The sequence below is a fragment of the Pseudomonas sp. WHRI 8519 genome, from assembly GCF_040224055.2.
In the GTDB taxonomy this organism is placed as follows: domain Bacteria; phylum Pseudomonadota; class Gammaproteobacteria; order Pseudomonadales; family Pseudomonadaceae; genus Aquipseudomonas; species Aquipseudomonas putida_X.
The window spans coordinates 3,036,734-3,049,519 of sequence record NZ_CP167996.1 but is presented as its reverse complement, the minus strand read 5'-3'; the positions used below and the strand labels follow the sequence as shown (position 1 = coordinate 3,049,519).

Here is a 12,786-nt window from a genome sequence, read left to right as displayed (position 1 = left end):
TCTTGCATAGACAACCTTGCACAATAGGTGATGTTCCTGCCCGCCGACTCCGGGTATCCTCACCTGAGCCTTTCCGAACTGTCCTGATCCAAGGAGCTGCACGCTGTGTTCAAACATGTCGATGCCTATGCCGGCGACCCGATCCTCTCGTTGATGGAAACCTTCAAGGCCGACCCGCGCGCCGACAAGGTCAACCTGAGTATCGGCCTTTATTACGATGAGGCCGGCGTGGTGCCGCAGCTCGAAGCAGTGGATGCCGTTGAAAAACGCATCGCCGGCGTGGCCCACGAGGCCTCGCTGTACCTGCCGATGGAAGGCCTGGCCAGTTACCGCCAGGCGATCCAGGCGCTGCTGTTCGGTGCCGACCACCCAGCCGTGACCGGCAAGCGCGTGGCGACCGTGCAGACCGTCGGCGGCTCCGGCGCGCTCAAGGTCGGCGCCGATTTCCTCAAGCGTTACTTCCCGGCCTCCGAAGTCTGGGTCAGCAACCCGACCTGGGACAACCACCGCGCCATCTTCGAAGGTGCAGGGTTCAAGGTGCACAGCTATCCGTACTTCGACCAGGCCAGCCGTGGCGTGGACTTCGATGGCATGCTGGCGACTTTGCAGACATTGCCAGGCAACAGTGTCGTGCTGCTGCATCCGTGCTGCCATAACCCCACCGGTGCCGATCTTACCCAGCACCAGTGGCAGCAAGTGGTGGAAGTGGTCAAGGCGCGCCAGTTGATCCCGTTCCTCGACATCGCCTACCAGGGCTTCGGCGAGGGGTTGGTGGAAGACGCGTACGCCATCCGCGAAATGGCCCGGGCCGGCGTACCTTGCCTGGTCAGCAACTCGTTCTCGAAGATCTTCTCGCTGTACGGTGAGCGGGTAGGGGGCCTGTCGGTCGTCTGCGACGATGAAGACACCACCCAAAGCGTGCTTGGCCAGCTCAAGGCGACTGTACGGCGCAACTACTCCAGCCCGCCCAACTTCGGCGCTCAGCTGGTGGCTGGCGTGCTCGGCGATGCAGCGCTGAATGCGAAGTGGGCCGCTGAAGTCGAGGTGATGCGCAAGCGTATCCTCGATATGCGCCAGGCCCTGGTCGATGCGCTGGCCGTGCTGCTGCCAGGCCAGGACTTCCAGTTCTTCCTGCGCCAACGTGGCATGTTCAGCTACACCGGTTTCAGCGTCGAGCAGGTCCGTCGCCTGCGCGACGAGTTCGGGGTGTACCTGATCGACAGCGGCCGGGTGTGCATGTCCGGCCTGCGCCCTGCCAACCTGCAACGGGTGGCCGAAGCGTTCGCTGCCGTCCAGAAGTAACACTGCGCCATACCGCTCCTGCAAGGCCTCGCGAGCGCCCGCAGGAGCGGCCTTGTGGCGCGACAGCGCCCCAAGGTGACCTCATAGTGCAACCCGCTTGTAAAGACAAGTGCAACCGTCCCTCGGGCGGGGCTTCGCATCCGCACGGTTTCAGTGCACAATCGCGCCCCTCTTTTCTGGTTGGGGTGTGCGAGGCCTCTGTTTCGCCATTCCCAGCCCTGTTGCAGTCTTGCGAGTGGAGTTGCACCCGGAATGAACGAGCAGGCCCCAAGCGTTGATCAACGCTTCGAATCGACCCCGGCTGCCCTTGGCAGCTGGTCCCGTCATGACACTACCTGGATGCTGGGGCTGTTTGGCACCGCCATCGGCGCAGGCACCTTGTTCCTGCCGATCAATGCGGGCCTCGGTGGTTTCTGGCCGCTGCTGATTCTCGCCGCACTGGCGTTCCCGATGACCTATTTCGCCCACCGCGGCCTGACCCGGTTCGTACTGTCCGGGCGTGGTGACGGCGACATCACGGACGTGGTGCAAGAGCATTTCGGCATCAAGGCCGGTGCATTGATCACCGTGCTGTACTTTTTCGCCATCTTCCCGATCCTGCTCATCTACAGCGTGGCGCTGACCAACACCGTCGCCAGCTTCATGGAGCATCAGTTGCACATGACCCCGCCGCCGCGGGCGTTATTGTCGTTCGTGCTGATCCTCGGTCTTCTGGCCATCGTACGCTGCGGTGAGCAGGCCACGGTGAAAGTCATGAGCCTGCTGGTGTACCCGTTCATCGTCGCCCTGGCGCTGCTGGGCCTTTACCTGGTTCCGCACTGGACCGGGGGGATCCTCGATAGCGCTTCTCAGTTGCCATCGGGCTCGGCTTTCCTGCACACCGTGTGGCTGGCGATCCCGGTGATGGTGTTCTCGTTCAACCACTCGCCGATCATCTCGGCCTTTGCCGTGGACCAGAAGCGCCGGTATGGCGACCACGCTGACGAGCGCAGCGGCCAGATCCTGGCCCGCGCGCACCTGCTGATGGTGGCCATGGTGCTGTTCTTCGTGTTCAGCTGCGTACTGACCCTCGACAGCGCTCAATTGGCTGAAGCCAAGGCGCAGAACCTGTCGATCCTGTCTTACCTGGCCAACCACTTCAGTAACCCGACGATCGCTTTCGCCGCGCCGCTGATCGCCTTCGTCGCCATCGCCAAGTCGTTCCTGGGGCACTACATCGGTGCCAGCGAGGGCCTGAAGGGCATCATCGCCAAGACCGGCGCACGCCCGGGCGCCAAGGCGCTGGACCGTGTGGTCGCCGCGCTGATGCTGGTGGTGTGCTGGATCGTCGCCACCCTGAACCCGAGCATCCTGGGCATGATCGAGTCGCTGGGTGGCCCGATCATCGCCGTGTTGCTGTTCCTGATGCCGATGTACGCGATCCGCCGCGTGCCATCGATGCGCAAGTACAGTGGCGCGCTGTCCAACGTTTTCGTTGTGGTGGTTGGCCTGGTCGCGCTGACGTCCGTGGTGTACGGCCTGCTGGGCTGACCCGTCCTTCGCGCTGATCAATGTCCGGGCTGCCTGGTGCAACCCGGACATTTTTTTGTCCACAAAAACTGTCAGGCAATAGAACAATTTCATTTAACCCCATAGGCACCCGGGCGCCTTCATGCTTAACTCAGTGTCCTTTTCAAACCCCGCATAAGGATTTCGTCCATGGCTCAAGTGACTCTCAAAGGCAACCCGGTTCAGGTCAACGGCGAGCTGCCGCAGGCCGGTGCCCAGGCTCCCGCCTTTTCCTTGGTAGGTGAAGGCCTGGCCGACAAGTCGCTGAAGGACTTCGCCGGCAAGCGCAAGGTGCTGAACATCTTCCCAAGCGTCGACACCCCGACCTGCGCCACCTCGGTGCGCAAGTTCAACGCCCAGGCCAACGATGTGGCCAACACCGTGGTGCTGTGCATTTCCGCCGACCTGCCGTTCGCCCAGGCGCGCTTCTGCGGCGCTGAAGGCCTGGAGAACGTGAAGAACCTGTCGACCCTGCGTGGTCGCGAGTTCCTCGAAAACTACGGTGTGGCCATCGCTGACGGCCCGCTGGCTGGCCTGGCTGCCCGTGCCGTGGTGGTGCTGGACGAAAACGACAAGGTGCTGCACAGCGAGCTGGTTGGCGAAATCGCTGACGAGCCGAACTACGACGCGGCCCTGGCGGTATTGAAGTAAGGAGCGTATAGGGCTGATGCCAGTCAGCGGGGCTAGTCAGGGATGCTGACGCGGCCCGTCGCTGCCTGGCATTGAGCCTGGGGCAGGCTATGTTCCCGGCTCCGGCTGCGGAACTCTCCAGCGCCTTGCCTTTCCAAGCAACACCCTGTAACGGCCCGGAACACACTCCGGGCCGTTTTCATTTAAAGTTCAAACTCTTGGCAACGTCAGGCAAAGGTAAACCTCTGGTAAAGGGCCTTTGCTAAAAGAGTGCCAGTGCTTATCGTTCACCTTCCCCAGTCGTCATTCCGAACAAGGTTCGTTCAACCCATGCAAGTTTCCGTCTCCCGATCCCCTCGTCGCTGGCTGGTTGGCCTGCTGATCCTGCTGCTGGTGGCCTTGCTGGCCTGGTGGTTGTGGCCCGCTGCAACGCCTGGCCAACATGAACCGGGCGGCGGGCGGCCGGGCAAAGGGATGGGCATCGGCATGGGGCGCCCCGGTTTCGGGGGCTCCACAGAGGCAGTGCCCGTGCGCGTAGAACCCGCACGGCTGGGCGACTTCCCGCTCTACTACAAGGCGCTTGGCACGGTCACCGCCACCAACACCGTCAACGTACGTAGCCGCGTTGCCGGTGAGCTGGTGAAAATCCACTTCAAGGAGGGCCAGCAGGTCAAGGCTGGCGACTTGCTCGCCGAGATCGACCCGCGCTCCTACCGCATCGCGCTGCAGCAGGCCGAAGGTACGCTGGCGCAGAACCAGGCACAGCTCAAGAACGCCCAGGTCGACCTGGCGCGGTATAAAGGCCTGTACGCCGAGGACAGCATCGCCAAGCAGACACTCGATACGGCCCAAGCTCAGGTGGCGCAGTTCCAGGGGCTTGTCAAAACCAACCAGGCTCAGGTCAACGATGCCCGCCTGAACCTCGAATTCACCCAGATCCGCGCGCCGATCAGTGGCCGGGTGGGCCTGCGTCAGCTCGACCTGGGCAACCTGGTGGCGGCCAATGACACCACCGCACTGGTGGTCATCACCCAGACCGAACCGATCAGCGTCGCGTTCACCTTGCCGGAAACCGAGCTGACCACGGTTCTGGAGCGCTATCGCAGCGGTGCAAGCCTGCCGGTCGAGGCCTGGGACCGTGGCGACAGCAAACTGCAGTCCACGGGTGTGCTGGCCAGCATCGACAACCAGATAGACATCACCACCGGTACCCTGAAGTTCAAAGGCCGCTTCGAGAACAAGGACATGGCGCTGTTCCCCAACCAGTTCGTCAACGTGCGCCTGTTGGCCGACACCCTCAAGCAGGTCGTCATGGCCCCGGCGGCGGCCATCCAGTTCGGCAACGACGGCACCTTCGCCTATGTCGTCACTGCCGACAACACGGTGAATGTGCGCAAGCTCAAGGTTGGCCCCAGTGACGGTGAGAACAGTGTCATCCTCGAAGGCCTGAAGGCGGGTGACCGCCTGGTGCTCGAGGGCACCGACCGTCTGCGCGAGGGCTCCAAGGTCGACGTGGTTGAGGACAGCTCGCAGGTACCGGCCACGCCTGGCCAGCACCTGCAGGGGCAGGACAGCAAAGGCTCGGCCCAGACCAGCGAAGCGGCAGGCAAGGCGGGCGCATGAACCTGTCGCGTCTGTTCATCCTTCGCCCGGTCGCCACCACGCTGAGCATGCTGGCCATCGTGCTGGCCGGCCTGATCGCGTACACGCTGCTGCCGGTTTCGGCTTTGCCGCAGGTCGATTACCCGACCATCCGGGTCATGACCCTGTATCCGGGCGCCAGCCCGCAGGTGATGACCAGTGCCGTCACGGCGCCGCTCGAGCGCCAGTTCGGCCAGATGCCGGGCCTGACCCAGATGGCATCGACCAGTTCTGGCGGTGCCTCGGTGCTGACCCTGCGCTTCAGCCTGGACATGAACATGGACGTCGCCGAGCAACAGGTACAGGCTGCGATCAACGCCGCCAGCAACCTGTTGCCCAGCGACCTGCCGGCCCCTCCGGTGTACAACAAGGTCAACCCTGCCGATACTCCGGTGTTGACCCTGGCCATTTCCAGCAAGACCATGCCGTTGCCCAAGCTCAACGACCTGGTCGATACCCGTGTAGCGCAGAAGCTGGCGCAGATCAGCGGCGTGGGCATGGTCAGCATCGCCGGTGGCCAGCGCCAGGCCGTGCGCATCAAGGTCAACGTCGATGCGTTGGCCGCCAATGGCCTGAACCTTGAAGACGTGCGTACCCTGGTCGGTGCCTCCAACGTCAATCAGCCCAAAGGCAACTTCGATGGCCCGACCCGGGTGTCGATGCTCGATGCCAATGACCAGCTGCGCTCGCCCGAGGAGTACGCCAACCTGATCCTGGCGTACAACAACGGTGCGCCGCTGCGCCTCAAGGACGTCGCCGAAATCGTCGACGGGGCCGAGAACGAACGCCTCGCAGCATGGGCCAACCAGAGCCAGGCGGTACTGCTGAACATCCAGCGCCAGCCCGGTGCGAATGTCATCGAGGTGGTCGATCGCATCAAGGACCTGCTGCCGTCGATCACCGACAACCTGCCAGCCGGCCTCGAGGTGGCGGTGCTGACCGACCGCACCCAGACCATCCGCGCCGCGGTCAAGGATGTGCAGCACGAACTGCTGATCGCCATCGTCCTGGTGGTGATGGTGACGTTTGTCTTCCTGCGCCGCGTCAGTGCCACCATCATCCCGTCGATTGCCGTGCCGCTGTCATTGATCGGCACCTTCGGCGTGATGTACCTGGCCGGCTTCTCGATCAACAACCTGACCCTGATGGCCTTGACCATCGCCACCGGTTTCGTGGTCGATGACGCCATCGTCATGCTGGAGAACATCTCGCGGCACATCGAGGAGGGCGAGACGCCCATGCAGGCTGCGCTCAAGGGCGCGCGGCAGATCGGTTTCACCCTGATCTCCCTGACCTTTTCGCTCATTGCCGTGCTCATCCCGCTGCTGTTCATGGCCGATGTAGTGGGCCGGCTGTTCCGCGAATTCGCCATCACGCTGGCGGTCGCTATCCTGATTTCCCTGGTGGTCTCGCTGACCCTGACACCCATGATGTGCGCACGCCTGCTCAAGCGTGAACCCAAGGAAGAGGAGCAAGGCCGCTTCTACCGCGCCAGTGGTGCGTGGATCGACTGGCTGACCGAACACTATGGCCGTGGCCTGCAATGGGTGCTCCGGCACCAGCCGCTGACCTTGCTGGTGGCGGTCGCCAGCCTGGCGCTGACCGTTTTCCTGTACATGGTGGTGCCCAAGGGCTTCTTCCCGGTCCAGGACACCGGGGTGATCCAGGGTATCTCCGAAGCGCCGCAGTCCACCTCGTTCACCGCCATGAGTGAACGCCAACAGTCGCTGAGCGCGATCATCCTGCAGGACCCGGCGGTGCAGAGCCTGTCGTCCTACATCGGTGTGGACGGTGACAATGCCACCCTCAACAGTGGGCGTCTGCTGATCAACCTCAAGCCCCATGGCGAACGCGACGTGACGGCCGGCGAGGTGATCAGCCGCTTGCAGCCTCAGCTCGACAAGCTGGTCGGCATCCGCCTGTTCATGCAGCCGGTGCAAGACTTGAGCATCGAGGATCGTGTCAGCCGCACCCAGTACCAGTTCAGCTTGTCTTCGCCCGATGCTGACCTGCTCGCGCAGTGGAGCGCCAAGCTGGTCACTGCGCTGCAACAGCGCCCGGAACTGCAGGACGTGGCCAGCGACCTGCAGGACAAGGGGCTGCAGGTGTACCTGGTGATCGACCGTGACATGGCCAGCCGCCTGGGCATCGATGTGTCGCAAATCACCAACGCCCTGTATGACGCCTTCGGTCAACGGCAGATCTCGACCATCTATACCCAGGCCAGCCAGTACCGGGTGGTGCTGCAGTCGCGTGATGCAGCAAGCATCGGGCCGCAGGCGTTGGAGTCGATCCATGTCAAAGCCAGTGACGGGGGGCAGGTGCGCCTGTCGGCCCTGGCGCGCATCGAGCAGCGCCAGGCGCAGCTGGCGATTTCCCACATCGGCCAGTTCCCGGCTGTGATGATGTCGTTCAACCTGGCCCACGGCGCTTCTCTGGGCGAAGGGGTCAAGGTGATCGAGCAGGTACAGCAGGAAATCGGCATGCCTATCGGGGTGCAGACCCGCTTCCAGGGGGCTGCCGAGGCCTTCCAGGCGTCGCTGTCGAGCACCTTGCTGCTGATCCTTGCCGCCGTGGTGACCATGTATATCGTGCTCGGCGTGCTGTACGAGAGCTACATTCACCCGATCACCATCCTTTCGACCTTGCCGTCGGCGGCGGTCGGCGCCTTGCTGGCGTTGATCCTCAGCGGCAACGACCTGGGCATGATCGCCATCATTGGCATCATCCTGCTCATCGGCATCGTCAAGAAGAACGCGATCATGATGATCGACTTCGCCCTCGAGGCCGAGCGCAACCAAGGCATGAGCCCGCATGACGCCATCTACCAGGCTGCGCTGCTGCGCTTCAGGCCGATCCTGATGACCACCCTGGCCGCGCTGTTCGGCGCAATACCGCTGATGCTGGCCACAGGTTCGGGCGCCGAGCTGCGCCAGCCGCTGGGCCTGGTCATGGTCGGCGGCTTGCTGGTCAGCCAGGTGCTGACGCTGTTCACAACGCCGGTCATCTACCTGTACTTCGACCGCCTGGCACGCCGCTGGCGCCCGGCCACCGACGCGAAGCAGGCCGAAGCATGAACCTGTCCGGCCCGTTCATTCGCCGGCCCGTGGCAACCATGCTGCTGAGCCTGGCGATCATGCTGCTCGGTGGCGTCAGTTTCGGCCTGCTGCCGGTTTCGCCGTTGCCACAGATCGACTTCCCGGTGATCGTGGTGCAGGCCAACCTGGCTGGCGCCAGCCCTGAGGTGATGGCTTCAACAGTCGCCACGCCGCTGGAGCGCAAGCTTGGCAGTATCGCCGGTGTCACCACCCTGACCAGCAGCTCCAACCAGGGCTCGACCCGGGTGATCATCGGCTTCGAGCAAGGGCGGGACATCGACGGTGCCGCGCGCGAGGTTCAAGCGGCGATCAATGCCACGCGCAACCTGCTACCCAGCGGCATGCGCAGCATGCCGACCTACAAGAAACTCAACCCGTCGCAGGCGCCGATCATGGTGCTGTCGCTGACCTCGGACGTGTTGCAGAAGGGCCAGCTTTACGATCTGGCTGACACCATACTGTCGCAGAGCCTGGCTCAGGTCAGTGGGGTAGGGGAGGTACAGATCGGCGGCAGTTCGTTGCCGGCTGTGCGCATTTCCGTCGAGCCGCAACTGCTCAACCAGTACAGCCTGGCCCTGGACGACGTGCGCACTGCGGTAGCCAACGCCAACCAGCGCCGGCCGATGGGTTACGTCGAAGACAGCGAGCGCAGCTGGCAGGTACGGGCCAATGATCAGCTGGAAAAAGCCAAGGATTACGAACCGGTCGTGATCCGGCAGGAGAACGGTACGATACTGCGCCTGTCCGACGTGGCGACCATCACCGACGGCGTCGAGAACCGCTACAACAGCGGCTTTTTCAACGATCAGAGTGCCGTGCTGTTGGTAATCAACCGTCAGATCGGCGCCAACATCATCGAGACCGTCGACCAGATCCACGCGCAGTTGCCGGCCCTGCAGTCGCTGCTGCCGGCCAGCGTGCAGTTGAACGTGGCCATGGACCGTTCGCCGGTCATCAAGGCCACCCTCAAGGAAGCCGAGCACACGCTGCTGATCGCCGTGGGGCTGGTCATCCTCGTGGTCTACTTGTTCCTTGGCAGTCTGCGCGCCTCGTTGATCCCCAGCCTGGCGGTCCCGGTATCGCTGGTGGGTACCTTCGCGGTGATGTACCTGTGCGGTTTTTCGCTGAACAACCTGTCGCTGATGGCGTTGATCCTCGCCACAGGCCTGGTGGTGGACGATGCCATCGTGGTGCTGGAGAACATTTCGCGGCATATCGAGGACGGCCAGCCGCCGATGCGTGCGGCGTTCCTCGGCGCCAAGGAAGTCGGCTTTACCTTGCTGTCGATGAACGTCTCGCTGGTGGCGGTGTTCGTTTCGATCCTGTTCATGGGCGGCATCGTGCGCAGCCTGTTCCAGGAGTTCTCGATTACGCTGGCGGCGGCGATCATCGTCTCGCTGGTGGTGTCGCTGACCTTGACCCCGATGCTCTGTGCCCGCTGGCTCAAGCCCCACCGCGCGGACCAGTCGCGTTTGCAGCGCTGGAGCGATAACCTGCACAAGCGCATGGTCGAAGGCTACGATCGCAGCCTGGGTTGGGCCCTTCGCCACAAGCGCCTGACCTTGATCAGCCTGCTGGCGACCATCGGCCTGAACATCGTGCTGTATGTGGTGGTGCCGAAAACGTTGATCCCGCAGCAGGACACCGGGCAGCTGATGGGCTTCATCCGCGGTGACGACGGGCTGTCGTTCACCGTGATGCAGCCGAAGATGGAAATCTACCGCCGTGCCTTGCTGGCCGACCCGGCCGTGCAGAGTGTTGCCGGGTTCATTGGCGGCAACAGTGGTACCAACAACGCCATGGTCCTGGTGCGCCTGAAACCGATCAGCGAGCGCAAGATCGATGCGCAGCAGGTCATCGAGCGTTTGCGCAAGGAAATGCCCAAGGTACCTGGCGGTCGGCTGTTCCTGATGGCTGATCAGGACCTGCAGCTGGGCGGCGGTGGCCGTGACCAGACTTCGTCGCAGTACCTGTACACCTTGCAGAGCGGCGACCTGACAGCGTTGCGCCAGTGGTTCCCCAAGGTGGTGGCAGCCATGCGCGCGCTGCCCGAACTGACCGCCATCGACGCCCGCGACGGTTCTGGTACCCAGCAGGTGACCCTGGTAGTCGATCGCGACCAGGCCAAGCGCCTGGGCATCGACATGGACATGGTCACCACCGTACTGAACAACGCCTACAGTCAACGGCAGATCTCGACCATCTACGACAGCCTCAACCAGTACCAGGTGGTGCTTGAGATCAACCCGAAATACGCCTGGGACCCGAGCAGCCTGGAGCAGGTGCAGGTGATCACCAGCGACGGGGCGCGCGTGCCATTGTCGACCATCGCCCATTACGAGAACAGCCTGGCGAACGACCGGGTCAGCCATGAGGGCCAGTTCGCTGCCGAAGACATCGCCTTCGACATTGCCGAAGGCTACAGCGCCGACCAGGCAATGGCCGCGGTGGAGCGGGCGGTGGCCAAGCTCGGTCTGCCCGAAGAGGTGATTGCCAAGCTGGGTGGCACCGCAGATGCCTTCGCCAAGACCCAGCAAGGCCAGCCGTTCATGATCCTTGGCGCATTGGTGCTGGTGTATCTGGTACTGGGCATACTCTATGAGAGCTACATTCACCCGCTGACCATCCTCTCCACCTTGCCCTCCGCTGGCGTGGGGGCCTTGCTCGCGCTTTACGTCACCGGGGGCGAGTTCAGCCTGATCTCGCTGCTGGGGCTGTTCCTGCTGATTGGCGTGGTGAAGAAGAACGCCATTCTGATGATCGACCTGGCGCTGCAACTGGAACGCCAACAGGGCCTGACGCCTGAAGAGTCGATCCGCCGCGCCTGCCTGCTGCGCCTGCGGCCGATCCTGATGACCACGCTGGCGGCCATGCTGGGCGCCTTGCCCTTGCTGCTCAGCCGCGCCGAGGGCGCGGAAATGCGCCAGCCGCTGGGGCTTACGATCATCGGCGGCCTGGTCTTCAGCCAAGTCTTGACCCTGTATACGACGCCGGTGGTGTACCTGTACCTCGACCGCCTGCGCCACCGATTCAACCATTGGCGCGGCGTGCGCACCGATGCCGCTCTGGATACCCCGCTATGAACTTTGCCCATTCTCCACTCCACCGTGCCCTGCAACTGCTGACCTGCGGGCGTGGTTCGCGCCTGGTCGGTGCCGGTTTGTGCGTGGCGCTGCTGAGCGCCTGTACCCTGAGCCCGGACTACCATCGCCCAGAGCTGAGCACGCCGGCGCAGTTCAAGCAGGCCGAGGGCTGGACCCAGGCCAACCCGTCCGATGCCATCGCCCGTGGCGCGTGGTGGGAAATCTATGGTGACCCCGGGCTCAACGCCTTGGTCGAGGAGCTCAACCGCAGCAACCAGAGTGTGGCTCAGGCCGAAGCCCAGTATCGCCAGGCCCAAGCGCTGGTGCGCAGCAGCCGTGCGTCGTTGTTCCCAAGCCTGGACCTGACAACCAGCAAGAATCGCTCGGCCCAGGGTACCGGCAGTTCGAGCTCCAGCCTGTCCAACAACAGCAGCGGAATTCGCAACACTTACAACGCGCAGCTTGGCGTGAGCTGGGAAATCGACCTGTGGGGCAAGTTGCGTGAGACCATGAACGCCAACGAAGCCAGTGCCCAAGCAAGCTTCGCCGACCTTGCCGCAATCCGCCTAAGCCAGCAGTCTGAACTGGTACAGAACTACCTGCAGTTGCGCGTGATCGATGAGCAAAAGCGCCTCCTGGAAGCCACCGTCGCGACGTATGAGCGGTCGTTGCGCATGACTGAAAACCAGTACCGCGCAGGCGTCTCCGGCCCTGACGCCGTGGCCCAGGCCCGCACCCAGCTCAAGACCACCCAAGCTGACCTGATAGACCTGGCCTGGCAACGTGCACAGTTCGAAAACGCCATTGCCGTGTTGCTGGGCAAGGCCCCAGCGGAGTTTGCCCTCGCCGACAGCAACAGCATCCCGGCGTTGCCGCAGATTCCGGTGAGCCTGCCGTCGCAACTGCTGGAACGTCGCCCGGACATCGCTTCGGCCGAACGCAATGTGATGGCCGCCAACGCCAACATCGGCGTGGCACGTGCCGCGTATTTCCCGGACTTGAGCCTGAGCATGAGTGGTGGCTATTCCAGCAGTACCTTCAATGATTGGATACAGTTGCCCAACCGTTACTGGTCGGTAGGGCCGCAACTGGCACTGACACTCTTCGATGCCGGCAAGCGCAGCGCGGAGGTTGATCGCACGGTCGCGGTATACGACCAGACCGTGGCGCAGTACCGCCAGACCGTGCTCGACGGCTTCAAGGAAGTCGAGAATTACCTGGTACAGCTAAAGGTTTACGGCGACGAGGCGGTCGTGCGCCAGGAAGCTCTGGATGCTGCGCGTGAATCGTTGCGCCTGACCGACAACCAGTACAGGGCCGGGCTGATCGGTTATCTGGATGTCGTCAATGTCCAGACTACGGCACTGAGCAACGAGCGCAGCGTGTTGAACCTGTTGCAGGGGCGGCTGGTGGCCAGCGTGCAGCTCATCGCTGCGCTGGGCGGTGGCTGGGATGCCGAGCAAGCGTTTGCCGAGCAGGAGTGA

7 protein-coding genes are annotated in these 12,786 nt (G+C 63.2%); all 7 read left to right on the top strand.

Going from position 1 to position 12,786, the window contains the following annotated elements; all coding sequences use genetic code 11:
• Positions 1–105 precede the first annotated feature (105 nt).
• The 7 genes from ABRP30_RS13995 to ABRP30_RS13965 all read left to right on the top strand — a co-directional run bounded on the left by ABRP30_RS13995 (position 106) and on the right by ABRP30_RS13965 (position 12,786).
• A complete protein-coding gene (locus tag ABRP30_RS13995) occupies positions 106–1,302 on the top strand; it encodes an amino acid aminotransferase (protein ID WP_267816220.1) in 1,197 nt (398 codons plus the stop codon).
• Positions 1,303–1,554: 252 nt separating this feature from the next.
• Positions 1,555–2,832: a serine/threonine transporter gene (locus ABRP30_RS13990; RefSeq protein WP_267816218.1), complete on the top strand. Its 1,278-nt coding sequence runs from the start codon at positions 1,555–1,557 to the stop codon at positions 2,830–2,832.
• Between the two features lie 168 nt (positions 2,833–3,000).
• Positions 3,001–3,501 (top strand): thiol peroxidase, encoded by a 501-nt coding sequence (tpx, locus tag ABRP30_RS13985; protein ID WP_267816216.1) that lies wholly within the window; start codon positions 3,001–3,003, stop codon positions 3,499–3,501.
• 309 nt (positions 3,502–3,810) lie between these two features.
• Positions 3,811–5,103 carry an MdtA/MuxA family multidrug efflux RND transporter periplasmic adaptor subunit gene (locus tag ABRP30_RS13980; protein ID WP_349975623.1) on the top strand — a complete coding sequence of 431 codons (1,293 nt, stop codon included), beginning with the start codon at positions 3,811–3,813 and terminating at the stop codon, positions 5,101–5,103.
• Positions 5,100–8,198 carry an MdtB/MuxB family multidrug efflux RND transporter permease subunit gene (locus ABRP30_RS13975; protein WP_349975622.1) on the top strand — a complete coding sequence of 1,033 codons (3,099 nt, stop codon included), beginning with the start codon at positions 5,100–5,102 and terminating at the stop codon, positions 8,196–8,198. Before ABRP30_RS13980 ends, ABRP30_RS13975 begins: the two co-directional genes overlap by 4 nt.
• A complete protein-coding gene (locus ABRP30_RS13970; RefSeq protein ID WP_267816210.1) occupies positions 8,195–11,302 on the top strand; it encodes an efflux RND transporter permease subunit in 3,108 nt (1,035 codons plus the stop codon). The genes ABRP30_RS13975 and ABRP30_RS13970 overlap by 4 nt, the downstream gene beginning before the upstream one ends.
• The gene (locus tag ABRP30_RS13965; protein ID WP_349975621.1) at positions 11,299–12,786 is read left to right on the top strand and encodes an efflux transporter outer membrane subunit; all 1,488 of its coding nucleotides are present in this window, start codon (positions 11,299–11,301) and stop codon (positions 12,784–12,786) included. The genes ABRP30_RS13970 and ABRP30_RS13965 overlap by 4 nt, the downstream gene beginning before the upstream one ends.